General features: G+C 69.3%; 26 protein-coding genes. 11 read left to right on the forward strand and 15 right to left on the reverse strand.

Annotated elements, in window-relative coordinates; genetic code table 11:
• Window positions 1–28: 28 nt before the first annotated feature.
• Window positions 29–994, reverse strand: coding sequence for an ABC transporter substrate-binding protein (locus tag OKW76_RS05525; protein WP_265551852.1), 966 nt, complete (start codon window positions 992–994; stop codon window positions 29–31).
• Window positions 995–1008: 14 nt separating this feature from the next.
• Here OKW76_RS05525 and gspN point away from each other — a divergent pair, with 14 nt between their 5' ends.
• Entirely contained in the window at window positions 1009–1800 is a 792-nt protein-coding gene (gspN, locus tag OKW76_RS05530) for a type II secretion system protein N (RefSeq protein ID WP_265551854.1), read from the forward strand.
• Window positions 1801–1931: 131 nt separating this feature from the next.
• On the opposite strand, the gene OKW76_RS05535 is transcribed toward gspN, so the two are convergent.
• The 6 genes from OKW76_RS05535 to gspL all read right to left on the reverse strand — a co-directional run bounded on the left by OKW76_RS05535 (window position 1932) and on the right by gspL (window position 8544).
• The gene (locus tag OKW76_RS05535; protein WP_265551856.1) at window positions 1932–3158 is read right to left on the reverse strand and encodes a type II secretion system F family protein; all 1227 of its coding nucleotides are present in this window, start codon (window positions 3156–3158) and stop codon (window positions 1932–1934) included.
• Between the two features lie 127 nt (window positions 3159–3285).
• Window positions 3286–4092, reverse strand: coding sequence for a DUF1206 domain-containing protein (locus tag OKW76_RS05540; protein ID WP_265551859.1), 807 nt, complete (start codon window positions 4090–4092; stop codon window positions 3286–3288).
• Between the two features lie 66 nt (window positions 4093–4158).
• Window positions 4159–5217 (reverse strand): NAD(P)H-binding protein, encoded by a 1059-nt coding sequence (locus OKW76_RS05545; RefSeq protein WP_265552784.1) that lies wholly within the window; start codon window positions 5215–5217, stop codon window positions 4159–4161.
• A 242-nt stretch (window positions 5218–5459) separates the two neighbouring features.
• A complete protein-coding gene (locus OKW76_RS05550; protein ID WP_265551861.1) occupies window positions 5460–6962 on the reverse strand; it encodes a GspE/PulE family protein in 1503 nt (500 codons plus the stop codon).
• Window positions 6959–7456 (reverse strand): type II secretion system protein M, encoded by a 498-nt coding sequence (locus OKW76_RS05555; RefSeq protein ID WP_265551862.1) that lies wholly within the window; start codon window positions 7454–7456, stop codon window positions 6959–6961. Before OKW76_RS05555 ends, OKW76_RS05550 begins: the two co-directional genes overlap by 4 nt.
• Window positions 7453–8544: a type II secretion system protein GspL gene (gspL, locus tag OKW76_RS05560; protein WP_265551864.1), complete on the reverse strand. Its 1092-nt coding sequence runs from the start codon at window positions 8542–8544 to the stop codon at window positions 7453–7455. The genes OKW76_RS05555 and gspL overlap by 4 nt, the downstream gene beginning before the upstream one ends.
• Window positions 8545–8601: 57 nt before the next feature.
• Between gspL and gspG the strand changes: the two genes are divergently transcribed.
• The 5 genes from gspG (at window position 8602) to gspD (ending at window position 12990) form a co-directional block, all read left to right on the forward strand.
• On the forward strand, window positions 8602–9105 hold the full coding sequence (gspG, locus tag OKW76_RS05565) for a type II secretion system major pseudopilin GspG (protein ID WP_265551866.1): 504 nt from the start codon (window positions 8602–8604) through the stop codon (window positions 9103–9105).
• Between the two features lie 3 nt (window positions 9106–9108).
• Window positions 9109–9567, forward strand: coding sequence for a prepilin-type N-terminal cleavage/methylation domain-containing protein (locus tag OKW76_RS05570; protein WP_265551868.1), 459 nt, complete (start codon window positions 9109–9111; stop codon window positions 9565–9567).
• A gap of 158 nt (window positions 9568–9725) precedes the next feature.
• Complete coding sequence (gene gspI, locus OKW76_RS05575) at window positions 9726–10118, forward strand: type II secretion system minor pseudopilin GspI (RefSeq protein WP_265552785.1); 393 nt, start codon at window positions 9726–9728, stop codon at window positions 10116–10118.
• A complete protein-coding gene (locus OKW76_RS05580; protein WP_265551869.1) occupies window positions 10115–10894 on the forward strand; it encodes a type II secretion system protein N in 780 nt (259 codons plus the stop codon). Before gspI ends, OKW76_RS05580 begins: the two co-directional genes overlap by 4 nt.
• An 11-nt stretch (window positions 10895–10905) precedes the next feature.
• Window positions 10906–12990 carry a type II secretion system secretin GspD gene (gene gspD, locus OKW76_RS05585; protein WP_265551872.1) on the forward strand — a complete coding sequence of 695 codons (2085 nt, stop codon included), beginning with the start codon at window positions 10906–10908 and terminating at the stop codon, window positions 12988–12990.
• 162 nt (window positions 12991–13152) lie between these two features.
• Here gspD and OKW76_RS05590 read toward each other — a convergent pair whose 3' ends face one another.
• From OKW76_RS05590 to OKW76_RS05600, 3 genes are read right to left on the reverse strand one after another with little or no spacing between them, the layout of a single operon-like run.
• Window positions 13153–13569 (reverse strand): hypothetical protein, encoded by a 417-nt coding sequence (locus tag OKW76_RS05590; protein ID WP_265551873.1) that lies wholly within the window; start codon window positions 13567–13569, stop codon window positions 13153–13155.
• Window positions 13560–14024 carry a hypothetical protein gene (locus OKW76_RS05595; protein WP_265551875.1) on the reverse strand — a complete coding sequence of 155 codons (465 nt, stop codon included), beginning with the start codon at window positions 14022–14024 and terminating at the stop codon, window positions 13560–13562. The genes OKW76_RS05590 and OKW76_RS05595 overlap by 10 nt, the downstream gene beginning before the upstream one ends.
• Entirely contained in the window at window positions 14021–14560 is a 540-nt protein-coding gene (locus tag OKW76_RS05600) for a hypothetical protein (protein ID WP_265551877.1), read from the reverse strand. Before OKW76_RS05600 ends, OKW76_RS05595 begins: the two co-directional genes overlap by 4 nt.
• A gap of 194 nt (window positions 14561–14754) precedes the next feature.
• Here OKW76_RS05600 and OKW76_RS05605 point away from each other — a divergent pair, with 194 nt between their 5' ends.
• Complete coding sequence (locus OKW76_RS05605; RefSeq protein ID WP_265551879.1) at window positions 14755–17226, forward strand: PhoX family protein; 2472 nt, start codon at window positions 14755–14757, stop codon at window positions 17224–17226.
• A 171-nt stretch (window positions 17227–17397) separates the two neighbouring features.
• On the opposite strand, the gene OKW76_RS05610 is transcribed toward OKW76_RS05605, so the two are convergent.
• From OKW76_RS05610 to OKW76_RS05630, 5 genes are all read right to left on the reverse strand, one after another.
• Window positions 17398–17739 carry a hypothetical protein gene (locus tag OKW76_RS05610; RefSeq protein ID WP_265551881.1) on the reverse strand — a complete coding sequence of 114 codons (342 nt, stop codon included), beginning with the start codon at window positions 17737–17739 and terminating at the stop codon, window positions 17398–17400.
• Window positions 17736–18461, reverse strand: coding sequence for a TetR/AcrR family transcriptional regulator (locus tag OKW76_RS05615; RefSeq protein WP_265551883.1), 726 nt, complete (start codon window positions 18459–18461; stop codon window positions 17736–17738). The genes OKW76_RS05610 and OKW76_RS05615 overlap by 4 nt, the downstream gene beginning before the upstream one ends.
• Window positions 18462–18561: 100 nt before the next feature.
• A complete protein-coding gene (locus tag OKW76_RS05620) occupies window positions 18562–19878 on the reverse strand; it encodes an amidohydrolase family protein (protein ID WP_265551885.1) in 1317 nt (438 codons plus the stop codon).
• Window positions 19878–21293, reverse strand: coding sequence for an amidohydrolase (locus OKW76_RS05625; protein ID WP_265551887.1), 1416 nt, complete (start codon window positions 21291–21293; stop codon window positions 19878–19880). Before OKW76_RS05625 ends, OKW76_RS05620 begins: the two co-directional genes overlap by 1 nt.
• A gap of 31 nt (window positions 21294–21324) precedes the next feature.
• Window positions 21325–22134, reverse strand: coding sequence for a hypothetical protein (locus tag OKW76_RS05630; RefSeq protein WP_265551889.1), 810 nt, complete (start codon window positions 22132–22134; stop codon window positions 21325–21327).
• Window positions 22135–22238: 104 nt separating this feature from the next.
• Here OKW76_RS05630 and OKW76_RS05635 point away from each other — a divergent pair, with 104 nt between their 5' ends.
• From OKW76_RS05635 to OKW76_RS05650, 4 genes are read left to right on the forward strand one after another with little or no spacing between them, the layout of a single operon-like run.
• Window positions 22239–22865, forward strand: a complete 627-nt coding sequence (locus OKW76_RS05635) for a hypothetical protein (protein ID WP_265551891.1) — start codon at window positions 22239–22241, stop codon at window positions 22863–22865.
• An 8-nt stretch (window positions 22866–22873) separates the two neighbouring features.
• Window positions 22874–24061: a hypothetical protein gene (locus OKW76_RS05640; protein ID WP_265551893.1), complete on the forward strand. Its 1188-nt coding sequence runs from the start codon at window positions 22874–22876 to the stop codon at window positions 24059–24061.
• A complete protein-coding gene (locus tag OKW76_RS05645) occupies window positions 24058–25014 on the forward strand; it encodes an AAA family ATPase (protein ID WP_265551895.1) in 957 nt (318 codons plus the stop codon). Before OKW76_RS05640 ends, OKW76_RS05645 begins: the two co-directional genes overlap by 4 nt.
• Entirely contained in the window at window positions 25011–26390 is a 1380-nt protein-coding gene (locus OKW76_RS05650; protein WP_265551897.1) for a DUF58 domain-containing protein, read from the forward strand. The genes OKW76_RS05645 and OKW76_RS05650 overlap by 4 nt, the downstream gene beginning before the upstream one ends.
• The last annotated feature ends 41 nt before the right edge of the window (window positions 26391–26431 follow it).

The following is a 26431-nucleotide window of genomic DNA, read 5'->3' on the forward strand; positions in this document are numbered from 1 at the left end:
GCGGGAGAGGGAAAAAGAGCCCATGTCTTCACGCGCCGCGGCTCATCGCCACCTTCTGGTAGCCGTCGGGCCCAGCCACGACGATCGCCATGTCGCGCGCGACGCTGCCGTCCTCGCGGAAGCGTAGCGGGCCAGTCGCTGCCTCGTACGCGGGTTCACCGAGCAGCCCGGTGCGGTCGAGCGTGCTCTTTTCGCGTAGCTGGCGGCAGATCGCGGCGGCGTCATAGGCGAGCGCGGCGATCGCGCCGGGGGCGCCGCCCATCCGGCCTTCATAGGCGCCGGCAAAGGCGCCGAATGCCACCGGATCGGGGCTGGCGAGCCAGGCGCCGTCGAGCAGTTCGAGCGACGCCGGGCGGTGGTCGAGCGCCTGGACGGTGCCGAGCAGCTGGATGCCGCTGCCCTTCAGGTTGCGCGCGGCGGCCATCATCGTCTCGCCGCCGCCGGGGATCATCACCGCGTCGGGCGCGTCACCGGCATTGGGCACGACGCCGCCGGGCAGCACCTCGATCCGCTGGACCGCCATGTTGAGCTCGCCCTGCAGCGCGTCGGCGGCGGTGGCGGCGGCGGTGGCCCAGGGGTTGCCGTCGCCGATCACCGCCACGCGGCGGATGCCGCGGGTGCGGGCGTAGCGCAGCACCGCGCCGGTCACCTGCGTTGCGGTGATTCCCATCACGAACGCGCCGGTCGAGCGCACGGCGGGGTCGTTCGAGAAGCAGATCACCGGCGCGCGGCCCGCCACCGCCTGCACCACCCACCCTGCCTCGGCGGCGAGCAATGGCCCGAGCACCATCGCGCACTTGGCCTTCATCGCCGCCAGCGCCGCGGCCTGCGCGCCCGCGGGGGTGCCGCCGGTATCGAACACCTGGAGCAGCCTGGGCGTGTTTTCGGCGAGCATGGCGGCGCGCTGCATGCTAAGCCCCAGCGCCGAATGGGCGCCGGTCAGCGGCACCAGCAGGGCGATCGGCCGCTTGTCGGCCTTCTTCGCCGCCAGCAAGGGGGATGCGGCCCATGTCGCCGACGATACGACGAGGGTGGATCGCAGAAAACGAAGCGCTGCCCGCCGGTTCATCGCCGCTACTCCAGGATACAAGAATTCAGGCACGGCGGCGTATTACGCTGTTCGCCGGCATCGGCATAGCCGCTTACGTCGCGGCGATGGTGGCGACGATGCCCGCGAGCGTGTTTCTGAAGAACAAGCCGTGGCGCACCGGCGTCGCGGGCACGGTGTGGAACGGCGAAGTCGGGGTCGCCGGGGGCAGCGTGGTGGCGTGGGAATGGGCGCCGCTGCGCTCGCTGACCAGCCTGGGCTTCGCGGTCGACTGGACCGCCAAGGGGCCGGACACCGATCTTGGCGGGCAGGCGCTGCTGCGCGGCGGCGGGGTGCGGCTCGACAATGTCAGCGGGTCGGCCGATGCGTCGCTGCTGGCGGCGGTGTTCCCCAAGCTACCCTTTGCCTGCCAATTGACGATGCAGCTCGAGCTGCCGCGGCTCCGACTGGGTGGTGACGGCCAGCTGGTCGAGGGCAATGCGACGATCGATCCGGGCAGCTGCTCGGCGCGCGCCAAGGGTGCGGCGGTGCCGGGGATCGCGAGCGCGACGCCGGCGATGATCCTGACCGCCGAACATATCGGCACCGAGAGCCGCATCCGGCTGGCACCGATCGGCCAGCGGCGGCGGACGCTGATCGACGCGACGCTGAACGAGGATGGCGGGTATAAGGTGCAATTGACACAGGACGGCGCGGCGATGCTGCCGTTTACCGGGTTGCCCGCGGGGGTCGGGATCGAGAGCGAATTGTAGCGCCTTGCCGTTCGTGCTGCGCTTGTCGAGCCGAAGGCGGGCGTAGCCCTTCCACCGTCCTTCTTGTCGGCGGTGGAGAAGAAGTGCGGTCCTTCGACAAGCTCAGGACGAACGGCCTTTAGGGCGCGCGGCTAAATCGCGACCAGATTGTTGAGGTTGATGATCGGCAGCAGGATCGCCAGCACCATCATCAGCACCAGCCCGCCCATCAGCAGCAGCACCAAAGGTTCGACCAAGGCGACCAGCGTGGCGACCAGCCCGTCCAACTCGCGTTCGAGCTCGCCCGACGCGCGGGCGAGCGCGGGGGCCAAGCGGCCGCTGGCTTCGCCGCTGGCGACGATCGCGACGAGCATCGTCGGGAAGACCCCCGATTCGGCCATCGCGGCGCGCAGGCTCACGCCTTCGCGGACACGCGCGGCGATGCCGAGCGCCTTGGTGCGGACGTGGAGGTTGGGGGTGACCGCGGCGGCGGCCTGGAGCGCCTCGACCAGCGGCACCGCGCTGCCGACCAGGGTGGCGAGGCTGCCTGCGAAGCGCGCGGCGTTGAACTGGCGGCTGAAGCGCGCGAACGGCTTGGTCTCGCTGAAGAAGCGATGCAGCCGCAGCCGGTTGGCAGGGACGCGCGACCAGCGGCCGAACAGCAGGAAGGCGATCGCCGCGGCGAGCAGCATGTACAGCCCGTAATGCTGCAACCCCGCACTGACCGCGATCAGCGCGCGGGTCAGGAACGGCAGCTCGGCCCCGCGTGACACGAAGACGCGAACGATGTCGGGGACGACATAGACCATCAGCAGCGCCATCATCCCGAAGCTGACCGTCGCGAGCAGCGCGGGATAGAGCAGCGCCAACTGCATCTTCTGGCCATTGGCCTGCCGCGCTTCGACGAATTCGGCGAGGTGATCGAGGACGCTGGGGAGCTTGCCCGATTGTTCGCCCGCCGCGACCGAGGCGCGGTAGAATTCGGGGAAGGCCTGCGGCTGTTGCCCAAGCGCGGCGGCGAAGCTGCGTCCGTCGAGGATCGCACCGCGCACGTCGGTGAGCAGCGCCGAAACCGCGGGGACTTCGGACTGCGCGGCGACGAGGCGGACCGATTCCTCGATCGGGATGTCCGAGCCGACCAAGGTCGAGATCTGGCGCGTGACGGTCGACAATTGCCGCGCGCTCATCCCCTTGCGGCGAAGCGACGGCAGCCGGAATGAACCGACCGACGGCCCGCGATCATTGGCGGGCTCGACCGAAAGCGGCAGCAGCGCCTGTTCACGCAGCGCCGCGCGCGCGGCGGCGGGCGACGATGCCTCGATCATCCCCTTGCGCGATGCGCCGCTGCGATCGGCGGCGCGATAGGCATAAGCGGTCATCGCGCTGCCCCGATCGCGCTGCGCTCGGGGCGGACGTCATCGCGTGCGGTAGGGTCGGTGCCGGCCATGCGCGCCATTAAGCACAGCCGGCGTTCGCAGGACAGGTTTGTCGGTAAGGTTCGATCGATCAGCCGGGCAGGTTGACGCGAATTCGGCGAAAGCGCGCCTCGATGAAGCTGTACACCCCGAACAGCGCGAGCCCGATGCCGGTCGCCGCCAACAGCCATTTGCCGCCGGGCTGCGATTCGAGCGCGGTCAGCGCGTCGGCCATGCCACCGGCTTCGCTGGCGCGCGACTGCCACGCGGCTACGCTGAAGAAGCCCGCGATGATCAGGAACACCAAGCCGCGCGCGCCGTAGCCGATGCGACCCATCGTGCAGACATAGCCGGGTGCCGGCGCATCGCCGCGCAATTCGGTGATGAAATCGCCCTTATAGGCCTTCTTGAACTGCTGGAACGCCGCGACCAGCAGGCCGATCGCGACCGCGGCGACCAGGAAGCGGCCGAGCGGCTGGGTCAGCAACCACGCGGTCCAGTCGCGCGCGCTTTCGTCGCCGGGCGACTGGCCGCCCGAAGCGCCGAGGTCGAGCGCGAGCTTGGCGGCGGTCCAGGCGAGGATGACATGCGCGATGCCGCTGATCGCGTGCGCAGCGCGCTTGAGGTTGCCCTTGCCGTCATGCGCGATCCGCTCGGGATCGGCGACGGCTTCGGTCAGCCGCCAGACGGCATAGCCGAGCAACCCCGCCGCGACGATCGCGAGCAGCACCTGGCCGAAGGGCTGGCGGGCGAGCGAGGCGATTGCGCCCTGATTGTCGGCGGTTTGGCCGCCCCCCATCGCCGCGGTGATCGCGAACCAGCCGATCAGCAGATAGACCAGCCCGCGCGCGGCGAAGCCCAACCGGGCGAGCATGGTGGCATTGGCGTCGGACAGCATCGCGATTTTCCCCTTTTTCGTTGCGGGGGCATAACAGGTGGCACCGCGCTGGGTTCCTGCCCGCGATCAGAACACCGCGTGATCGCCGCGTTCGGCCTGCGCCTGCCCGGCCAGGAGTTGTGCGTGATAGTCGGCGAGCGTCTGGGTGCCGGTCGAGGGGGTGGCGTCGGCGTCGTAACGGCCGGTTTGGGGATCGAGCACGAGCATCGATTCGGTCGCATAATAGCGCCCTATCCGCGCGAGTTCGGCCTTGGCCGCGAGCGGCGGGGCGATGCGGCCGAGCGCCGACAGCGTAGCGATGATCGTGTCGAGCAGCTTTACCGGCACCTGGCGAAAGCGCGGCGGGCGGCCGAGCAGGGCGAACAGCGCCTCGCCCTGCTGGCGCGGGGTTTGCGCGGGACCGGGGCCGCCGATCGGCAGGATGCGGTTCCAGCGGCGGGGGTCGTCGAGGCAATCGACCAGATAGGCGGCGAGATCGTCGTCGCTGATCGGCTTGCACGCGGTGAGGCTGCCATCGCCGAAGAGCAGATAGGGTTTGCCGCTGCGGACCCGCTCGACCTGGCCCGAGAGCGATTTGAAGAAGGCGGTGGGGCGGACGATCGAATAGCGGAGCCCCGAGGCGATGAGCTCGGCTTCGAAGGCGAGCTTGGCGTGCTGGAAGGCGAGCAGCGGCTTCTGGACGCAGATCGCCGAGAGCTGGATGAAATGGGGGATGCCGGCGGCTTTGGCGGCGGCGAGGGCGTTGCTGTGCGCGGCGTGGTCGATCGCCCAGGCGTCGGCGGGGGTGCCGGTGCGCGAGGCCAGGCACGAGATGATGGCGTCGAAGCGATCGCCTGCGATGGCGGTGGGGAGCGCGGCGGGGTCGGTGATGGTGCCGTGGCGGAGGGTTGGGTTTGGGTTGGGTCCGGGATGCCCCTCCCCCGTTCGCACTGAGCTTGTCGAAGTGCCGTTCTTTTCTTCGGGTATGGGGGAAGCGTGGGGGTCCACGTCTAGCGTTGCGCCGGGACGGACGAAGCAGATGGTTTCGTATCCCCGCGCCACCAGCGCGCGGACGGTGGCTCGGCCGATGGTGCCGGTCGCGCCGAGGACCAGGATGCGCCGGGGTGGCTGGTTGGGGTGGGCTATTTCATCCTCCTCACTACCCGTTCGTTTCGAGCGTAGTCGAGAAAACGGGCCGGGCGCTGCGTGGCGGTTTCTCGACTACGCTCGAAACGAACGGAGATATCTACCCCCCCGTTCGTCCCGAGTAGGGGCTGAGCTTGGCGAAGACCCGTATCGAAGGACGTTGCCCCAAGCGGACGGGTGCTTCGATACGCCGCTTCGACAAGCTCAGCGGCTACTCAGCACGAACGGGGAGCGCGCAGGGCTCACGCCTCATCCCTCACCACCCGCGCGACCTCTTCGACCGTCGTTACCCCTGCCCGCACTTTCGCCACGCCATCGTCGAGCAGCGACGGATTGTCGCCGCCTCTGGCCGCGCGTTCGAGTTCGGCTTCGGACGCGCCGTCGTGGATCATTGCCTGAAAGCGATCGTCGACCGCGACGACTTCGTACAGCCCTGCACGCCCGCGATAGCCGTCGCCATTGCATTCGTCGCAGCCGACCGGACGCCACACCGGATCACCGACCGCCAGCACATTGCCCAGCAGCAGCGCGTCGCCGGGGGTCGCGACATCCTCGCGGCGGCAGTGCGGGCAGAGCCGGCGGACCAGCCGCTGCGCGCACAGGCCGACCACCATCGGCGCGAGCAGATAGCGCTCGACCCCCATGTCGATCAGCCGGGTCACCGATCCGACCGCCGAATTGGTGTGGAGCGTCGAGAGCACGAAATGGCCGGTCATCGCCGACCGCACCGCGGTCTGCGCGGTTTCCTGGTCGCGGATCTCGCCGACCATGATGACGTCGGGGTCCTGGCGCAGGATCGCGCGAAGCCCGCGCGCGAAGGTCATGTCGGTGCGCGGGTTCACCTGCGTCTGCGCGATTCCGGCGAGCTCATATTCGATCGGGTCCTCGACCGTCATCACGTTGCGCTTGCGATCGTTGAGCCGGGTGAGCGCGGTGTAGAGCGTCGTCGTCTTGCCCGAGCCGGTGGGCCCGGTGACCAGCAGGATGCCGTGCGGGCGTTCGAGCAGGCGGGTGAAGACGCTGCGGTCGCGATCGCTCATGCCGAGCTTGCCGAGATCGAGCGTCATGCCGCCGCGTTCGAGCAGGCGCATCACGACGCGCTCGCCATGCTGGGTGGGTATCGTCGAGACACGCGCATCGACATCGTGGCCGCCGATCCGAAGCGTGACTCGGCCATCCTGCGGGGTGCGCTTTTCGGCGATGTCGAGCTTGGCCATCACCTTGATCCGGCTGACCAGCAGCGGCGCGAGCGCGCGTTGCGGCTCGACGATGTCGCGCAGCACGCCGTCGATGCGGAAGCGGACGACAAGGCGCTTTTCCTGCGTTTCGACATGGACGTCCGAGGCGCCTTCCTTGATCGCTTCGAGCAGCAGCGCGTTGATCAGGCGGATGACGGGCGAATCGTCGCGGGTGTCGAGCAGGTCGTCGACCGCCGCCGCCGAATCAGCGAGCGCCGCAAGGTCGGTTTCGGTGATCTCGAAATCGGCGGCGTTGGTGCTGCGGTCGCCATAGCCCGCGCTCAGCGCGGCGTCGAAGGCGTCGTCGGGGACCATGACCATCGCCGCGCCGGGGGCGATCCGCTGGACCTCGATCAGCGCGTCGAGCGTCACATCGCCGCGATGGACGCATTCGGTGCCGCCCTGCCCTGCGCGCAGCAGCACGCCGTGCTTGCGGGCAAAGCCATAGGGCAATCGCGCAAGCGGCGGCGGGGCGACGGTTTCCTCGATGATCAGCGTGTCGGTCATTGCGCGAACTCGATCGTGGCGGCGACATGGCCCGGCGTCGGGCGGCGGACGATGTCGGTGCGAACGACGCCGAGCGCCGAGGAACGGCTGACCTCGGCGATCCAGCCGACAACATTGTCATAGCTCGCGTCGGTGACCGCGGCGCGGACGCCGCCTTCGATGGGGGTTACGGTCGGAGCGAGGCCGAAGCCCTGCGCGGCGCCGGTGACGATCGCCTCGGGCGGGCCTTCGCGGCGAGTGGCATTGGGGGTGAGCGTGCCCGCCGCGCGGATGCGGGCGTTGAGCGTTTCATAGGTGCGGATGTCGGCCTGCGCCTCAGCCCGCGCGTCCTGGATCGGCTTGATGACGCCGTAGACCAGCACCACCGCGGCGAGCAGCGTGCCGAGTATCGAAACGAGGAGGCGCTCGCGCTGGGTAAGCCCGCTCCACCAGGTGTCGAGGCGGAGCAATGCGCTTTCGATCCGGCTGCGTTCGATGATTCGGATCGTTCTCATGCGCCGGTCGCCGTCAATCGGAGGGTGCCGCCGGGACCTTGCACGACGCGGCCGGTGATCCGCGCGTCGGCGAGCGCCGCGGTGATTCGCGCGGCGGTGCCGGGCTGGAGCGAATCGAGATCGAGGATCAGCGTCGATCCCTCGAAGCGCATCGAGCGGACGGTGATCGCGCTCGCGACCGGGGCGAGCGCGCCCGATACGCGGGTAACGAGCGGCAGGAAGGCGCTGGCGCGGCCGGGTTCGGGGAGCATGTCGGCGACCGAGCCCGCGAGGTCGGCGGCGTTGGTGGGGGTGCCCGGCGCGGCGGTGGCGACGAGCAGCCGCGTCTCGTCCTGGCGGCGATCGGCGATCGCGCGCAGCATGAGCGTGTCGGCGACCGCGATCGAGGCATGCGCGACGATGCCGAGCCCGATCACCCAGGCCAGGCGGCGGCGATAGGTGGGCACCGCGACCCGGCGGCGGGCATAGATGCCGGTGCGAAGATCGAGCGCGGGGTTGGCGAGCCGGCGGGTGAGCGGCGCCTCTCCCATCTCGGCGGGAAGCGCGCCCATGTCTTCGGGCAGCGGCGCGCCGTAGGCGCGGATCGCAGGACGGCCCGCGGCGTCCCAGGCGGTGCGCAGCACCGGGGCGGGCAGCGCGAAGCCGGTGCCGTCGCCTGCGCGCACCACCGCGCGGGTGTCGCCCAACTGCACCGCCCATTCGCCCGGATCGGGCTGCGGCAGCGCGAGCGCGTCGGGGACGATCGCGGCGGCGCCGAGCCCGGCTTCGTCGGCAATTGCCGCCCACACTTCCATCCGTTCGTGGCGGACGACGCCGACCAGATAGCGTTTGGGCGCAATTTCGGCACCGAGCACCAGATGCACCGCATCGAGCGAATCGGCGATCATCTCCTCGACCGCAAAGGGCAACGCCTCGATCCGCTTGGCGCGGGAGGGCAGCGGCAGATCGACCGCCAGCAGCCGCACATCCTCGGTCGGCACGAGCAAGGTTGCCGGGCCATCGCCATCGGCTATGGTGACGCTGCCGCCGTCGAGCGTCCAGACGCCCGCTGCGGGGCGCGGGTCTGCGGGGGTTCGCTGGTGGCTCATGCCGGGGGCGCCATCGATTGTAACATTGCTTTCATGGACCGGTCGCATGGGGCGTGGATGCGCATCTTATTGAAACAGTTTCATGACAGCCGGCGTGCCCGCGGACAATCCCGCGCGCGCACCATCGCTCAAAACCCCAACGTCGCCGAAAGCGAGGCCGGGCTGACGCTGGTCGAGATGATCGTCGTGCTGGCGATCATCGCGCTGGTCGCGGCGCTGATCGTGCCCAACGTGATCGGCCGGCCCGACGAAGCGCGGGTGACGGTGGCGAACACTGACATCCGCACGATCTCCGCCGCGCTGAAGATGTACCGGCTCGACAATGGCTCGTACCCGACGACGGCGCAGGGGCTGAAGGCATTGGCCGAAAAGCCGACGACGCCGCCGATCCCGTCGAGCTGGTCGTCGGAGGGGTATCTGGGGCAGGTGCCCGAGGATCCCTGGGGCAATCCGTACAGCTATGCCTCGCCCGCGCCCGGCGGCTTCGCGCTGAAGTCGCTCGGCAAGGACGGCCAGCCCGGCGGCGAGGGTCTCGACGCGGACCTGACGGGCGGGAAATAAGCAATGCCCGCGCGCCGTGCCGGCGAAGTGGGCATGACTCTCATCGAGATGCTGATCGTGCTGGCGATCATCGCGGTGGCGGCGGGATCGGTGACGCTGGGAATCGGCGCGGCGACTCGCTCGCCCTCGGCCGAGAGCGAGGCGCGGCGATTGGCGCAGCGGCTGCAGGCGGCGGCTGACGATGCGATGCTGGGCGATACGATGGTGGCGTTCACCGCACGCAAGACTGGCTATGGCTTTGCGCGCTTCGGCGCGGGGGGCGAAATGCAGGCGTTCGAGGGCGATGCGCTGGGCTTCCACGAACTGCCGGGAGGGATGACGATGACCTTGTCGCTGCGCCCGCCGGTGGTGCTGGGCCCCGACGGCGCGGGCAAGCCGATGACCGCGACGGTGGAAGCGGGATCGCAGCGCTGGGTGGTGCTGTATGACGGGCTGACCGCTAATGTGATGCCGGCGGCGTGAGGGGGGTGTCGGGCCATTTGCCTGCCGTACGGGCGGCGAAGAAGGACGGTCCTTCGACAAGCTCGGGACGAACGGGGTTGGGTTCAACCCTTTCCCTTCCGTTCGCGCTGAGCTTGTTGAAGCGTCGGCCCGGACCCGCCGCCGGCGCGACTGCTGACATTGCGGGCCGACCCTTCGACAAGCTCGGGGCGAACGGTTCCGAAGGCTTCTCATTAATCGAGGCGATGGTGGCGCTGGCCATCCTCGCGATCGCCACCGTCGGGCTGATCCGCACCACCGAGACGCACATCGATTCGACGCGCGGGATGGAGCAGCGTGCCATCGCGATGTGGGTGGCGGAGAACCGGTTGGCCGAGCTCGAGATCGGGCTAGCACCGCCCGACCAGGTCGAGATGCTGGGCCAGCCCTGGCGCGTCGCGGTGCGGCGGACCGGCACCGACGATCCCGAGATCGAGCGCGTGCGGATCGAGGTGTTCGCAGGCGCCGCGAGCGCACCCAATGGATCGCCGCTTGCATCGCTCGACGGTTTCCTCGACGCAGGCGCAGCATGAACCGGCTGATCATCCTCACCCCGCGCCAGTCGAAGCTGGCGATCGATCTGTTCACCGCCGGCATGCTCGCGTCGGTCGCTTGGGCGCTCGCCGGCCTTACCTGGCGGATCGCGGGCCATGCCGGGCAAGGCGCGATCACCGTGCCGTCGGGGACGCGGCCGGTGAGCGTCGCGCCCGATATCGCGCCCGCGCTCGCGCTCGCGCCGTTCGGCAAGGCGGCGCAGGTCGCCGCGGCGCAGGCGACGGGGTTGCAGATCGCGCTCAAGGGCGTGGTGTTCGCCGTGCCCGCCAGCTTCTCGGTCGCCTATATCTCGAACGCGGGCGAGGCGGCGAAACCGTTCCGCATCGGCGACGGCATTGGCGGTGCGACGATCGAGGGAATCCAGCGCGACCGCGTATTGCTGAACAATGCCGGGCGGACCGAATTCCTGGCATTCCCCGATCCCGCCGCCGGGCCGGTGCCTCCCCCGGGCACGCCGCCAGCAGCCGGCACCGGGCCGGCCGCCGCGCCCGCCGCCCCTGCTTCCGCCCCCCAAGCCGCCGCGTCGCTGCTGCAGCGCTTCGACGCGACGCCGACCGAGGGCGGCTATGCGGTCGGCCAGAATGCACCGCCGGGAATGCAGCCGGGCGATGTCGTCCAGTCGGTCAATGGCCAGGCATTGGGCCGCGGTCCTGCCGACCAGGCCGCGTTCGCCGCCGCCGCGCGCAGCGGATCGGCGCAGATACAAGTCGTGCGCGACGGCAAGCCCGTGACGCTCACCGTCCCCTTACGCTAGAGAAACGATCCGTGGCCAAACGCACCCTATTGCTCCTCGCGCTCGCCGCGACCGCGCTCCAGCCGCTCGCCGCGCAAGAGGGGCCGCCGGGCGACATCGTCGTCAACATGCGCGGGGTCGAGATCGCCGATGTCGCCGACCAGATTTCGCGGCTGACCGGGCGCACGCTGATCCTCGATCCGGCGGTGCGGGGCACGGTGACGGTGACCTCGGCACAGCCGCTGTCGGCGGCGGGTGTGTGGGAACTGTTCCAGTCGGTGCTGCGCGCCAACGGCTTTGCCGCGGTGCAATCGGGGCGCGCGTGGCGGATCGTGCCGCAGGCCAATGCGGTGCGCGACGGCGGGGTGCGGCGTTCGGGCGCGGGGCAGGAACTGACGACGCGGATGATCCGGCTGTCGAACGTGCCCGCTGCCGAAGCGGCGCGGATTGCGCGGCCGCTGATCGCGACCTTCGGATCGGTCGAGCCACTCGCCAGCCCCAATGCGATCGTCGTGACCGATTATGCCGACAATGTGCGGCGGATCGAATCGCTGATGCGCAGCCTCGATGGCGGCGGCGGGCAGACCTTTGCGACGATCCCGCTGCGCAACGGATCGGCGCCCGAAGTGGCTGCGGCGATCAGCCAGGTGTTGGGTGAAGGCGAAGCCGGCGGCGCGCGCGTTGCCGCCGATCCGCGCAGCAACATCGTGGTGGTGCGCGGCACACCTTCGTCGGTGGCCGAGGCACGGCGGATCGCGATCTCGCTCGACACGCCGGGCGGCGCGACGCCGATCACGCGGGTGTTCCGCCTGAACTATGCCGATGCCGAAAGCGTCACCGACGTGCTGCGCGGGGTGCTGGGCCAGGATGGCGAGGCGAGCAATCCGGTGGCGCGCAGCCTGCAGTCGCGGGGTACGCGGGGGGGGTTGTCATCGACCAACCGCAGCCCGACCGCGACGCTCTCGGGGCTGGTCAATTCGAACAATGCGGGTGCTGCGGCAGCGGCGCTCGGCGGTGCAGGAGGACTTGGCGGCGGCGGCGGCATGACCGGCGGCGGGGGTGGCATCAGCACCGTCGGCGAAGGCCAGCGCGAGCAACCTGCGCAGGGTTTTTCCACCCCGGAGCTCACCGTCCAGCCCGCCCCCGACATCAACGCGATCGTCGTGCGCGGCACCCCGACCGCGGTTGCGAGCATGGAAACGATCGTCGCCGATCTCGACGTTCGCCGGCCGCAGGTGATCCTCGAAGCCGCGATCGCCGAGATCACCGGCACCGAAGCCGAACAGCTAGCGGTGCAGATCGGTTCGTCGGGCGCGGTGGTAAATCAGTTCGAAGGCGTGGCGACGTCGTTCGGAGCGAATAACGGCGTGTCGCTGCGCACGATCCTGGGCGCGCTCGGCGTTCCCGCCGCTGCGCTGCTCGGCGAAGGACTCAGTGGCAACCTGGCGATCGGCAATGATTTCTCGATCCTTGTCCAGGCGCTGGGCGTCTCGGACAAATCGAACCTGCTGTCGACACCGTCGGTGACGGTGGTCGACAACAAGGTGGGCGAGATCGTGGTGGCGCAGGAAGTGCCGTTCATCACCGGATCGATCCTGACCGACAATGCCGGCGTAACGCCTTATACCTCGGTCGAGCGCAAGGATGTCGGCATCACGCTGCGGGTGCTGCCGCGGATCAATGCGGGCGACACGATCCGGCTCGAGATCAGCCAGGAAGCCTCGTCGATCGCGCAGACGCAGCTGAGCAGCGCGACCGACATCATCACCAACCGGCGCGCGATCAACACCACGGTACTGGCGGACAATGGCCGGACGATCGTGCTCGGCGGGCTGATCAGCGACGATTATGCGCGGCAGAAAAGCCAGGTGCCGATCTTGGGCGATATCCCGATCCTGGGCGAATTCTTCAAATCGCGCCGCGAATCGCGGACCAAGCGGACGCTGTTCATCTTCCTCAAGCCGACGATCCTGCGATCGAGCGATGAAACCGCAGCGGCATCGGACGAACGCTATCAGCGGCTGCGCGGCGACGAATCGTACCTGAGCGAGCGTCGCAGCCTGTTGCTCAAGCCGCCGGCGCCGCGGCTGACGGTGGAGATTGACGGGATTTATTGAGGGGGCGCGGTTGCGGCCCGCCACCCACCGTCACCCCGGGCTTGTTCCGGGGTCCACGCGCCAGCGGGCCGTGTGGTCGGGCCTCTAGCCGTGGCGTCCGCGGCGCGGTGGACCCCGGAGCAAGTCCGGGGTGACGGTGGAGTACGGGCGGCAGCGCGCGCGCTATTCCTCCGCCCCCGGCATCGGCACCCTCGCCTCCTGCGTGCCGCGGGTGAAGAAAGCGGCGTCGATCGCGAGCGCGCGGAGTTGCCAGCCGTCGACGGCTTCGCCCACCGCCAGCGTTCGGCTGGTGCCGTCGCTGGTGCGGACCAGCGCGACCGCGTCGACGTTGAGACGGCCGGCGATTCCCACCAGCGTCGGGGCGTCGGCGGGGGTCGCGCGGGCTTCGGTTACCGCGCCGAACAGCGGGCGGCCGAGGGCTGCGTCGAGCGGGGGGCGGGCCGCGAGCGTCGTCTGCGACGGGCCTGGCGGGGTGGGGACGGGTTCGGGTGACGGCGCGAGCAACACCACCGCAGGGGTGGCGATCGCGAGCAGCGCCAGCGCGGCGCTCCAGCCGATCTGTTCGCGGGTCAGCGCCATGGCACCAGCACCTCGCCCTCGACGCGGACCGCGCCGCCCGAGACGCTCGCCAGCCGCCAGCGCCGCCAGCGCAGGACCGGATCGCCGCGCTCGATCCCGTCGGCGAAGGCGAGGACCGCCTTTTCGCTGCCTGACGCCGAGAGTGTGAGGCGGGCGACGCGCGGGGCGGCGGCTTCGGTGGGCGCGAGCGTTTCGACCAGCACCCCGCCCGCGGTCGCCGCGCGGCGGAGACGGAGCGTGGCCCGGCGGACGGCGGTGGCGGCATCGGGGGCCGGGGTCAGCTGAGGATCGGTGAGCATCGGCGGGAGCGGCGACGCGGCGATTTCGGCGGCTAGCGCTGCCTGTGCGGCGCGCGCGTTGCCGAGATCGGCGATCGCGCCGAGCATCGGCCAGCTCGCCGCCAGCGCGATGGCGAGCCCCGTAGTGCCGCCGATCGCGGTCCAGCGCAGCGTCATTCCGCGCCCTCGCGCAGCCGCACCAGGATTACGCCGTCGCCGCGCGTCTGGCCGACGTCGCGGAGGCGCGCGGTGCGCGGATCGCGGCGCAGCGCGGTGCGCAGCGTATCGGGATCGGGGGTGGCGACGTCGGCGCTCAGGCGACCGCGCTCGTCGGCGGCGACGGCGACGAGGCGCGCATCGGCCGGCAGCGTCGCGGCGAAGGCGTTGAGGGTATCGGCGATTCCCGGCGCGACTTCGGCCAGCGCGGCGTGATCGGCGAGGCCGGCGGCGCGCGCGGCGAGCGCAGGGGCGGCGGCGCGGCGTTGCGCCTGAGTCTCCTGGCGGATCGCCGAGGCCTGCAGCGTTGCCGCCCCCCAGGCGAGCACCGGGCCGGCGGGCAGCAGGATCGCGAGCAGGATACCGAAGCTGCGCGAATCATCGCCGCGAGAGCGCTCCATCGCGGATGCCTCAGGCTCGGCGCGCGGCGTTGCCCCACGACTGCGCATCGCCGCGAACAGGCGGTCGGCGAGGCTGGGGCGATCGGCGGAGTCCATGCCGCCGCCTAGCGCGTCGCACCCCGATCGAACAAGCGCCCGCAACCTATCGCTGCCGGCCACCACCTTGTCTTAAAACAGTCTTATCAGTTACGCCGAACGGTAATCGATTGTGCATGTAGCTGTAAGGCTGCGCGCTCAAAGGGAATGCCAGTACGGGGATCCATCACGGATTCGGGAAAATGGGGATCAGCATGAGCGACAGCTTCGAAGTGACGTCGGGCTATACCGATGGCGATATCGACACCAACCCGACCAGCAACTCGCATTTGAGCGACCTGATCGATCGCCGCTATTCGCGCCGTGAGACGCTACGCGGCGGTGCTTCGGCTGCGGCGATTGCGGTGTTCGGCGGCGCGCTGCTCGCGGCATGCGACGACGAGAGCGATACCGACGACGATTCGGCCCCCGTCGTCACCGCAGGATCGAGCGGCGCGACCAGTGCTGGACGGTTGGTGACCTTGACCAGCACCGTGACCGACGATGGCGGCATCGTCACGTCGTCGTGGACGCAGGTTTCGGGCCCCACCGTGACGCTTTCGGGCGCGACCACCGCGACCGCGACCTTCGTCGCGCCGGCAGTCGCCGCAGGCACGCCGTTGGTGTTCCGCTACACCGCGACCGACCAGAGCGGCCAGGCGAGCAGCGCCGATACGACGGTGACGATCTCGCCCGCGCAACTGGGCTTCACCGCGGTCGCCAAGAACCGCAACGACGTCGTGACGGTGCCGACCGGCTACAGCGTCGCCGTGCTGGCGCGGCTCGGCGATCCGATCGCCGAGGGCGTCGCTGCCTATGCCAATAACGGCACCGACACCAATTTCGCACAGCGCATCGGCGACCATGGCGATGCGCTCTATTATTACGGCCTGAACGCCGCCGGCGCGCGCGACGACAACAGCAACATCCGCGGCGTGCTGGTGCAGAATTACGAAAACCTCAACGAGCAATATCTGCACCCGAACGGCCCGACCAACGTGTCGGCAGGCCCGCGCCCCGAAGCCGAAGCGATCAAGGAAATCGAAGCGCACGGCGTCGGCGTGATCGAGGTGATCCAGGGCACGACCGGTTGGAGCTATGTCCAGAACAGCGCCTTCAACCGCCGTATCACGCCCAACACCCCGGTAACCATCAACGGCCCGGTCCGCGGCAGCACGCTGGTGCGCACCGCCTTCTCGCCCGCCGGCACCGATGGCCGCGGCACGATCAACAATTGCGCCAACGGCGTGACCCCTTGGGCCACCAACCTGACCTGCGAAGAAAACTGGGCGGGCTATTTCCGCCGCCCGACCGCGGTCGACAATCCGCGCCGGACCGCCAAGGAAGTCACCGCGCTGGCGCGCTATGGCGTCGGCAGCACCAACGGCAACTATGCCTGGGCGTCGGTGACCCCCGCCGATTCGTCGAGCACGATCTTCCGCAAGTGGGACGCGCAGGCGACCGGTGCGAGCGCGACCGCCGATTATCGCAACGAGCCCAACCAATATGGCTGGTGCGTCGAGATCGACCCCTATGATCGCACCAAGGCGCCGCGCAAGCGCACCGCGCTCGGGCGCTTCAACCATGAGGGTGCTTGGCCGGGCAACTTCGTCGTCGGTCGCCGCCCCGCCTGGTATATGGGCGACGATGCGCAGAATGAATATCTGTACAAGTTCGTCTCGGCGACGCCTTGGGTCGCCGCCGATGCGACCGCTGCCGATCGCCTCGCGATCGGCGACAAATATCTCGACAACGGCACGCTGTACGTTGCGCGCTTCAACGCGAACGGGTCGGGTGAGTGGTTGCCGTTGGTGTTCGGCCAGGGCCCGCTGACCGCTGCCAACACCGTCTATTCCTATGCCGACCAAGCCGATGTACTCACCCATGCGCGGCTTGCCGCCGATGCGCTGGGTGCGACGCGGATGGATCGTCCGGAATGGACCGCGGTCAGCCCGACCACCGGCGAAATGTACCTGACGTTGACCAACAACTCGTCGCGTACGCCCGCCACTACCGATGCGTCCAACCCACGCGCGTATATCGATCCGCCGAGCGCCTCGATCTCGAACCGCAACGGCCACATCCTGCGTCTGCGCGAAACCGGCGACACGACCGAAGCCACTGGCTTTGCCTGGGACATCTATGCCTTTGGTGCGGGTTCGGACCTCGACGCGACCAACATCAACCTGTCGGGTCTGACCGCCGACAACGACTTTTCGAGCCCCGATGGCCTGTGGTTCGGCCGGTCGACCAACGCGACGGGTCAGGTCAATCCGTTGCTGTGGGTGCAGACCGATGACGGCGCATTCACCGACCAGACCAACAACCAGATGTTGGCGGCGCTGCCAGGCCGTGTCGGCGATGGCGGCACGCGCACCGTCACCAACACCGCTGCCAATGGCACCACAACCACGGTGACCACGCGGATCGGTGCGGCGCCGGGCACCCAGTTGCGGCGCTTCCTGACCGGTCCGATCCAGTGCGAGATCACCGGTGTCGACACCACCCCCGATGGCCGCACGATGTTCGTCGGCATCCAGCATCCGGGTGAAGGTGGCACCCCGGCGATGCCATCGAGCGCCTGGCCCGCGACCCAGGGTGCGACGACCGCACCTGCGGCAGGCACGCGCCCGCGTTCGGGTATCGTGGTGATCCGCAAGAACGACGGCGGGGTCGTGGCGCTTTAAGCCGCGCTTCTCTTACTTGGCCCTCTCCCGTTTACGGGAGAGGGTTGGGTGAGGGCCTTCTGCTACTTTTTCAGATCAAAAGAAGACCCTCACCGCTGCGACTAGGGGCCGCAAGAGCGCCCCCAAGTCTCGCTCCCTCTCCCGCACTTGGGAGAGGGTTTTGCGTTTGGGCTATGGCTTCGTCATCGCCCGGGTCGACACCTTGGCGTTGCCGTCGGCTTCGATCGAGATCACGTGCTCGACCCCGCCCTCGCAGCGCGCGCGCCAGATCGAGCCGGTGTCGCCTTGCTGCTCGCTCGACGTGACGCCCTGACACGGTAGGCCGGCGTCGCGGATCGCGCGGATGAAGACGCCGTTGCGCTGCGCCGCCGGCAGAGCCGCGACCGCGGCCTGATAATCGACACCGTCCTTTGCGACCTTGGGCTTGGCGGGCGCGGGCGCCGGCGCGGGTTCGCTGCCGCAGCCGGCGAGCGCCAGCGCGGCGATCAGGGGGATGAATAGGCTGGTCTTCACATCGCTTCTCCTTCGACAACGACGTCGGCACCGCGCGGCGCATAGGCGCGCATGAAGCGGCTGGTGCCGCGCGCCGCGCGTTCGCGGATCATATCGAGCGTCGGTTCGGGAATCATCCCGAACATCAGCTCGATCTCGCAAAAGCCCTTCCAGATGCCGACGAGATCCTCGGCGGCACGCTGCGGATCGTCGACCTCGAGCAGCCCGGCGGCATCGCCCTCGGCGATCAAATCGGCGAGCCGCCCGCGACACAAGGCAGGCCCGGCGCGGAAGAAGCGTTCGGCCAGCGCGGGGACCTGGGTGATCTCCTGCGCGAGCATCCGTTCGAAGACCGCGTGATCCTCGTGGAAGATGAAGGTCAGCAAGCCTTCGCCGAACAGGTTCAGCCGCTCCTCGAGCGACAGCCCGGCCTGCTCGTCGATCGAAAGCGCGCTGTCCATCCGCGGCATCTCGCCGCGAATGACCGCTTCGAACAACGTCTCCTTGTCGCCGAAGCGGTTGTAGAGCGTGACCTTCGATACGCCGGCGCGCTGCGCGATGTCCTCGATCGTCGAGGCGTTGAACCCGCGTTCGATGAAGGATTCGCGCGCCGCGCTGATGATTGCGTCCTGTTTGGCGGGGTCGCGCGGTCGGCCGGGACCGTTCTTGACCGGTTGGCCGCCACAACAGGCAAGCGCCTTCAGTCCGAAGCGGCTTTGCTTAACGATCGTTCTTCCTTCCATGACCGTTCGTCCGGTCGATTCAACGGTTGGTCGCTATCTGGCGAACGCGCAACCCCGGCTAGAGGTCCGTGCCCGCGCGATAGCGACCGAAGTTTCGACGTCAGTGTTGATAGGCCTTGGGCAGCGCGCCTTCCTTGGGATCGAGATAGCGCTGGCGCAGCCGGGTCTGGCGGTTCTCGAGCGGCTGTTCGACGCCGTCGATGAACACCGACGTCGCCGCAGTGCCGACTTCGAGCGGGTCGCCGTCCCAGATCACCACGTCGCCGCGGCGGCCGGGGCGGAGCGAGCCGATCTCGCCACCCATGCCGATCGCCTCGGCGGGTTTCGAAGTGATCGTCGCGAACGCCTCGCCCCAGCTGAGGCCGGCAGCACCGGGAATTTTGGTGAGCGCGACCAGATTGCCGGCATATTGCTTCACCAGCCGCGCCTGGCGCGATTCATCGTCGTTGATCTGGCCGATGCCGACGAGGACGCCCGCCGCCTTCAAGCGCCCGATGTTCGACTGGGTTGCCGCCAGTTGCTCGAACGAGGCGGGAAGATCGGCGAGCGCCGAGGCGATGACGGGGATCTGCGCGGCGGCGATTTCGCGCGCGACCATCCAGCCCTCGGTCGCGCCGACGAGCACCGGCTTAAGCGCGGGGAATTCGCGCTTGAGCGCGATGATCGTGAGAATGTCCGACGCGCGCTCGGCATGGACCAGCAACGGCATTTCGCCGCGCAGCACCGGCCCCAGCGCCTGCGCGTCGGCGCGGGTGAGCAACGCGTCCTTGCCGCGATCATTGTAGCTCGCGGGGTTGGCGGCGTAGGTGCGCGCCTCGAACAAGGCGTTGCGCAGCATCGCCATTGCGGCGGGGCGGCTGCCCCCCGCCTGTTCGGCGCCGGTCTGGCCCCATTCCATGAACTGGAACGCCTGGCCGCGCGTGACCGGGTTCATGTCGCTGCCAAGGTCGATGACCGCGCCCTGCCCCGCGAAGATCGAGCCGCGTGGATCGGGCGCGACGATCGCGCGGGTGATCCCCTCGGCGCGGTTGACCGCGATCGGCCCCGATAGCGGGTTCACCGCCGAGGCGACGTCGAGCGCGGCGTTGAAGGGCGAGCGCGGCGCCGAGGAATCATTGGTCTCGCTGACGCCGTCGACCTCGATGATCCCCATCCGGCTGAACCCAGCGACGATGCCGGGCGATACCCAGCGGCCGCCGGCATCAATCGTGCGACCGCCGGCAGGGGCCGCTCCACCCGCGCCCGCCGAGACGACGCGGCCGCCGCGAATGACGACGGTGCCGCCCTCGATCGGGGCCGAGCCGTCACCGATGGCCAGCTTGGCGTTGGTGATGACGACGTCCTGCGCAGCGGCGGGAACCGCCACTGCAAGGGTGGTACCGGCGAGCAATGCCGCCGCAAAAGCAAAAGCGCGCATTACTTGGTGTCTCCTTCGCCGGGCTGGCCGAGCTCAAAATCAGATACCGGTCGCATCTTGGGGTTGTTGGCGTCGTACATCAGCGCGCCGTCGATCCAGACGCGCTCGGGGCGGGTGTAGACGCTGAAGGGATCGCCGTTCCACAACACGACATCGGCCATTTTGCCGGGCTTGAGGCTGCCGGTCTTGTCGGCGACGCCGAGCGCGGCGGCAGGGCCGATGCCGAGCCAGCGCCAGGCGCGCTCCTTCGAGATGTCCATGCCCGCGCGGCGCGCGGCGTGCCATACCTTGGCGACTTCCTGGTTGAGGCGCTGGATGCCGTTGGCGTCGTCCGAATGGATCATCGCGCACGCGCCCTCATTTTCTAGGATCGCGAGGTTTTCGGTGACCGCGTCGTAGCTTTCCATCTTGAAGCCGTACCAGTCGGCCCACACCGCCGAGCAGGCGCCATTGGCCTTGAGCAGGTCGGCGATCTTGTAGCTTTCGACCGCGTGGTGGAACGCCGTGACCTTGTAGCCGAACTCCTTGGCCATATCCATGACGATGGCCATCTCATCGGCGCGGTAGCAATGGTTGTGGACGAGGATTTCGCCCGACATCACGCCGCGCAGCGTATCGAGCTGGATGTCGCGCACCGGGGCCTCGCCGCCGTCGGTTTCGTACTTGTCCCATTTGCGCCCATATTCCTTGGCCTTGGCCCAGGTCGCGCGGTTTACTGCGACATTGCCCATGCGGGTCGAGGGCGCGCGGCCCTTGCCGCCATAGACGCGCTTGGGGTTCTCGCCGCAGGCCATCTTGAAGCCATAGGGCGCATCGGGGAACTTCATCCCCTGCATCGTGCGCGCATAGACGTTCTTGAGCGTCACCGCGCGGCCGCCCATCAGGTTCGCCGAGCCGGGCAGGATCTGGAGCGTGGTCACCCCGCCATTGGCGAGCGCGCGGCTGAAGCCGGGGTCCTGCGGCCAGACCGAATGTTCGGCCCAGACTTCGGCGGTGATCGGCGCGGTCGCTTCGTTGCCGTCGGAATGCGCCTGCACGCCGGGCGAGGGATAGTCGCCGAGATGGCTATGGACGTCGATGATCCCGGGGGTGACCCATTTGCCCTGCCCGTCGATCACCTGCGCGTCGGCGGCGGCGATCTGCTGGCCGACCTCGACGATCTTGCCCTCGCGGAACAGCACCGCGCCATTGTCGATCCGTCCGCCCTCGCCATCGAGGATCGTCACGTTGGTGATGAGCGTCGGCAGGCCGGGATAGGCGCGGTAGGTCGAGGGATAAGGGTTGTGGTCGAAACCCTTGCCCATGCCGGGGGCGGGCGCCTTGGCGCCGAAGGACGCCGTCTTGGGCGCGCCGGCGCCATTGGCGGCACAGCCGGCGAGGCCGACCGCGGCCAGGATCGTGATCGCGCTACGCATGTCGTTGCAGTCTCCCTGTCGTCTGTATCATTCAGGCAAACACCTGTTCGAGATCGTCGCCGCGCAGCCCCTCCTTCTGGGTGCGCAGCGTGTGATAGGCCGATGCCACCACCGCGGGCGGGATCATGCCGAGCAAGGCGGTGAGGACGGTATAGAGGACGCTCGCGCCCTGGCCATCGCCGGTGATCGCGGCGATCCCGCCGATCATCGCCTGCGCCACCAGCCAGAAGATCGCGCCGATCACCAGCAGCAGCAGCAATTGCCAGCGCACCCCCGCAGTGAGCTCTGCGCTGCGCGCGAAGCTGGCGAAGGCGCCGAGCCGCTCGGCGACCATCGCGGGGGTGACGACGAACCACAGGCAGGTCAGCACGAGCGCGGGGATGATGAAGAACACGAAGCCGATGCCGATCGCGAACCAGAAGAGGATCAGCAGCAGCACCGCCGAGGGGATGCGCGGCAACACGCGCGCGACGAGGCGCGGCAGGTCGATCGGCTGGCGGTCGAGCAGGTCGAGCGTGGCGGCGACCAGCAGCAGATTGCCGAGCTGGCCGATCGCGAGCGCCGCAAGTCCGACGAGCATCGCCGAGAAGAAGGACGGCACCTGGCTGACGTCCGAAACACCGATCAGCAGCAGCGCCCCGACCATCGGTGCCGCACCGCTGACGAGCACCGTCACCGCGAACAGCAGCGGCGCCTGCGCGATCGCGCCGAACGCATCGCCGATCACCCGCGACAATTCGAAGCTCCAGCCGCGATTGGCGGCATTGCGCATCGCCATGCCGATCGCGACCGCCAGCGCCGCCGCAAGCAGCAGGAATGCGAGAATGATGATCGTGAACAACTCGCCCCCTTGAGCGTGCAGGGTGGAGCGAAAACCATTGCGTGTAAATCGCGAAGTGCCGCAAAAGGCACGCGTTGCCGCGCCGGCAGCTTGCGGAGTCGCGATTGCCCCCACCCGCCCCCGTGCCCGACGAAGCCGCGATCCGCGCGGCGCATGCGGCCGTGCGCGCGGACTCCGAAATCCAGTTCGACTTTCCGTGGCGACGGATCGAGCCCGACCCCGAGTCGCCCTGGCTGACCGCGCTGGGCGAGGCGTTGCAGCGCTTCTTCGTCGGACTGGGACCGGTGTGGGAAGTGATCTTCTGGGGAATGCTGGCGGTGTTGGCGGCGATCCTGGTGATCAGCCTGTTCCCGCCGGCGCGCGCCTGGGTGCTCGAGCGGCTGCGGCGGCGGCCCGCGCCGGTGGCCGAGGAAGGCTGGCGGCCCGAAGCAGGGGCGGCGCGCGCGCTGCTTGCCGAGGCCGAGGCGCTGGCGGGGGCGGCGCGCTATGACGAGGCGGTGCGGCTGCTGCTCCACCGCAGCATCGAGGATATCGAGCGCTGGCGCGGCGGGGTGGTGCGCCCCTCGCTGACGTCGCGCGACATCGCCGCGGTCGATGCGCTGCCGGGCAATGCGCGCGCGGTGTTCGCGCGGATCGTCGCCTTGGTCGAGCGCGGGCTGTTCGCGCGGCGGCCGCTGGGGGCTGCCGACTGGCAGCGCGCGCGCGACGATTATGCGGCGTTCGCGCTGTGAGCGATGCGGTGACGGCGGCCAACCCCACCCCGTTCGGGCCGCGCGCGGGGATCGTGCTGACGGTGCTCGGCGCGGTGCTGCTGCTGGGCTTCCTGCTGCTGTCGGGGTTCGGCGAGGACATCAACCGGCAGGTGGGGCGCGTCCCCGGCCCCGCCGCCAAGGGCGCGACGGGGTTCCAGGCGCTGCACGACATCCTCGCGCGGACGCCGGGCTTCGAGGTGCGGATGCTGCGCGAGCGCGGGGACTATGCCACCGACGATTTGCTGATCCTGACCCCCGATCGCAGCGTCACCGCCGCCGATCTGGGCGAGATCGTCCGCCAGCGCATCGAGCATCCGACGCTGATCATCCTGCCCAAATGGCAGACCGAGCGCGACGGGCTGACGGGCACGCGCGAACGGCGGACCGATGCGATCGATTTCGGCGCGGGGCGGATCGGCGCGATGCTGAGCAACGTCGCCGAGACCAGGTACGACCGGATGCCGGGGGTGCGCCGTCCGCAGAACCAGAACGACCTGCCGAGCTTCGGTCCGGTCGAGCGGCCCGCGACGATCAGCGGGCGCGCGATCACGCCGTTGGTGTCGATCAACCGCGGCGGTGCGTTGCTCGCGCGCGTCGCGGGCAGCGACACCTACATCCTTGCCGATCCTGATCTGGCGAACAATTACGGCATGCGCGATCCGCGTAACGCTGTGGCGATGGTCGCCGTGCTCGAATGGATGGGGATCGCCGCGCCGGGGCGGATCGCGTTCGACCTGACGCTGCATTACCGCCCCGGCGACCGCAACCTGGTGAAGCTGATGTTCACCCCGCCCTTCATCGCGGTGACGATCGCCTTGCTCGCCGCCGCCGCGCTCGCGGGCTGGGCGAGCATCGCGCGCTTCGGGCCGCCGCTGCGCGACGTGCGCGCGCTGGCGTTCGGCAAGGCGGCGTTGCTCGACACCGTGGCGGCGCTCACGCGCGCGGCGGGCAAGGCGGGCGCGGGCGGCGGCGCCTATGCCGACACGATGCGCGACTGGCTGGGGCAGCGGATGCGCGCGCCGGGGCATCTGCACGGCGAGTCGCTGGCGGCGTGGATCGAGGCGCAGCGGCCGGGCTATGCCGCGCGTGACCAAAGGCTGCGGCGCGCAGGCAACGAAAGCGAATTAGTGTCGGCGGCGCAAGGCCTGCACGACTGGCGACAGGAGACAGCATGATCCTCGACGAAGTCCGCAGCCTCGGCGAGGCGATCGACGCCGAAATCGCCAAGGCGGTGGTCGACCAGCGCGACGTCGTTCGCTTCCTGCTGGTCGCGCTTTTCTCGGCGGGGCACGTACTGCTCGAAGGGGCGCCGGGCACCGCCAAGACGCTGCTGGCGCAGAGCTTCGCGCGCACGACGGGACTCGATTTCGGGCGGATCCAGTTCACCCCCGATCTGATGCCCGGCGACATCGTCGGATCGAATTTGTTCAATTTCCAGACCAGCCAGTTCGAGCTGACCCGCGGGCCGGTCTTTTGCGAATTGCTGCTGGCCGACGAGATCAACCGCACCCCGCCCAAGACGCAGGCAGCGCTGCTCGAGGCGATGCAGGAGCGCGCGATCACGCTCGACGGGCGGACCGAGCGACTGTCCGAGCGCTTCACCGTGCTGGCGACGCAGAATCCGATCGAGCAGCAGGGGGTGTATCCGCTGCCCGAGGCGCAGCTCGACCGGTTCCTGTTCAAGATCGCGATCGGCTATCCTTCGGAGGCGAGCGAACGCGCGATCGTCGCGCAGTACGGCAAGCGCACCGGCACGCCGCGGCCCGAGGACAGCGGCGTCGGCGAGATCGCTAGCGCAGCGCAGGTGGCCGCCGCGATCGAGGCGGTGCGCGGGGTGACGCTCGCCGATCCGGTGATCGACTATATCGTCGCTTTGGTGCGCGCGACGCGGACGCATCGCGATTGCGCGAGTGGGGCATCGCCGCGCGCGGCATCGGCGCTGGCCGGCGCGGCGCGCGCGGCGGCGGCGCTCGACGGGCGCGATTATGTGATCCCCGACGATGTGAAGGCGCTGGCCCCCGCGCTGCTGCGCCACCGCATCCTGCTGTCACCCGCCGCCGAGATCGACGGGCGGCAGGTCGACGACGTCGTCGCCGAGCTGATCGAGGCGACCGAGGCGCCGCGTTGATCTACCCCACCCAGCGCGCGGCGATGCTGGTCGCGGTGGCGGCGCCGGTGGCGCTGGCGCTGGGGGTGGCGGTGCCCGGCGGCTGGGTCGCGGCGATTGGTTGGGTGGTGGTCGTGGTCGCGGCGGTGTTCGTCGACGGGTTGCTTGCGCCTTCGCTGGCGGGTGCGGCGACGGTGGACGCACCGGCGATGGTGCCGGTGGGGGGGCGGGTTTTGCTTGCGCCTGCGATTGCGGGTGGGGTGGCGGCGGAATTTGCGGCTGAGGTGAGCGCGCCACTCGAGAGGACACCCCATCCCCTCCGCGTTCGTGCTGAGCTTGTCGAAGCACCGTCCTTCGCTTCGAAGAACAGAACGGCCCTTCGACAAGCTCAGGGCGAACGGGGAGAGGATATCCCCCAGCAATCAGACGGCAGCGAGGATGGCGCGCTATCCTACACCGCCCCACGCCGCGGCACCGCGCGTGTCTCGGCGCTTTGGGCGCGCCGCCGCGGCCCGCTCGGTTTCGCGTGGCGGCAACGCAAGATCGCCACCGACACCGCGATCCGCGTCGTCCCCGACATCCGCCCGACGCGCGAACAGGGGATGCGGCAATATCTGCGCAGCACGCAGTTCGGCAGCCGGATGCGCACCGAAAGCGGCGACGGACAGGAATTCCAGGCACTGACCGATTTCCAGCCGGGGATGCAGCGCCGCGCGATCGACTGGAAGGCATCGGCGCGGCATTTGTCGCTGCAGGCGCGCGAATATCGCACCGAGCGCGACCATGCCGTGGTGCTGGCGATCGATTCGGGGCGCGCGATGGCCGATCCGGTCGAGGGGGTGCCGCGGGTCGATCGCGCGGTGTCGGCGGCGCTGCTCGCGGCGTTCGTCGCGCTCAAATCGGGCGACCGGGTGCGGCTGTTCGGTTTCGCCGCGCGGCCGCAAGTCGACAGTGGATCGCTGACCGGCGCGCGCAGCTTCGCGAACCTCCACGCGCATGCCGCCGACATCGATTACGGGACGGGCGAGAGCAACTACACGCTGTCGCTGACCGCGCTCGACCAACGGCTCGACCGGCGGTCGTTGGTGGTGATCTTCACCGAATTCACCGATCCCACCGCCGCCGAATTGCTGCTCGCGGCGGGCCAGCGGCTGCTCAAGCGGCACCGCGTGCTGTTCGTGCTGTTCCACGATGTCGAGCTCGAAGGCTTCGTCGCGGCGCGGCCTGCGAGCGCCGACGATGTGACGCACGCAAATGTCGCGCAGGCGCTGCTGCGCGAGCGGCGGATCGTGATCGAGCGGGTGAAGCGGCTGGGGATCGAGCTGATCGAGGCCGATCCGCACGCGATGCCGCTGGTGCTGGTCGAGCGGTATCTGGCGCTGCGGGAGCGCGGGTGATGGGGCTGCGGACGATGCGCTCAGAGGAGCGTCACCCCGGA

It is taken from the genome of Sphingomonas sp. S1-29 (genome assembly GCF_026167545.1).
Classification (GTDB): domain Bacteria; phylum Pseudomonadota; class Alphaproteobacteria; order Sphingomonadales; family Sphingomonadaceae; genus Sphingomonas.

Excerpts from the sequence above, each read along its gene's own strand:
- gspN (WP_265551854.1), top strand. The coding sequence starts at position 1,009 with ATGTCGCCGACGATACGACGAGGGTGGATCGCAGAAAACGAAGCGCTG.
- OKW76_RS05535 (WP_265551856.1), bottom strand. The coding sequence starts at position 3,158 with ATGACCGCTTATGCCTATCGCGCCGCCGATCGCAGCGGCGCATCGCGC.
- OKW76_RS05540 (WP_265551859.1), bottom strand. The coding sequence starts at position 4,092 with ATGCTGTCCGACGCCAATGCCACCATGCTCGCCCGGTTGGGCTTCGCC.
- OKW76_RS05550 (WP_265551861.1), bottom strand. The coding sequence starts at position 6,962 with ATGACCGACACGCTGATCATCGAGGAAACCGTCGCCCCGCCGCCGCTT.
- OKW76_RS05555 (WP_265551862.1), bottom strand. The coding sequence starts at position 7,456 with ATGAGAACGATCCGAATCATCGAACGCAGCCGGATCGAAAGCGCATTG.
- gspL (WP_265551864.1), bottom strand. The coding sequence starts at position 8,544 with ATGAGCCACCAGCGAACCCCCGCAGACCCGCGCCCCGCAGCGGGCGTC.
- gspG (WP_265551866.1), top strand. The coding sequence starts at position 8,602 with ATGCGCATCTTATTGAAACAGTTTCATGACAGCCGGCGTGCCCGCGGA.
- OKW76_RS05570 (WP_265551868.1), top strand. The coding sequence starts at position 9,109 with ATGCCCGCGCGCCGTGCCGGCGAAGTGGGCATGACTCTCATCGAGATG.
- OKW76_RS05580 (WP_265551869.1), top strand. The coding sequence starts at position 10,115 with ATGAACCGGCTGATCATCCTCACCCCGCGCCAGTCGAAGCTGGCGATC.
- OKW76_RS05590 (WP_265551873.1), bottom strand. The coding sequence starts at position 13,569 with ATGGCGCTGACCCGCGAACAGATCGGCTGGAGCGCCGCGCTGGCGCTG.
- OKW76_RS05595 (WP_265551875.1), bottom strand. The coding sequence starts at position 14,024 with ATGACGCTGCGCTGGACCGCGATCGGCGGCACTACGGGGCTCGCCATC.
- OKW76_RS05600 (WP_265551877.1), bottom strand. The coding sequence starts at position 14,560 with ATGGACTCCGCCGATCGCCCCAGCCTCGCCGACCGCCTGTTCGCGGCG.
- OKW76_RS05605 (WP_265551879.1), top strand. The coding sequence starts at position 14,755 with ATGAGCGACAGCTTCGAAGTGACGTCGGGCTATACCGATGGCGATATC.
- OKW76_RS05615 (WP_265551883.1), bottom strand. The coding sequence starts at position 18,461 with ATGGAAGGAAGAACGATCGTTAAGCAAAGCCGCTTCGGACTGAAGGCG.
- OKW76_RS05620 (WP_265551885.1), bottom strand. The coding sequence starts at position 19,878 with ATGCGCGCTTTTGCTTTTGCGGCGGCATTGCTCGCCGGTACCACCCTT.
- OKW76_RS05625 (WP_265551887.1), bottom strand. The coding sequence starts at position 21,293 with ATGCGTAGCGCGATCACGATCCTGGCCGCGGTCGGCCTCGCCGGCTGT.
- OKW76_RS05645 (WP_265551895.1), top strand. The coding sequence starts at position 24,058 with ATGATCCTCGACGAAGTCCGCAGCCTCGGCGAGGCGATCGACGCCGAA.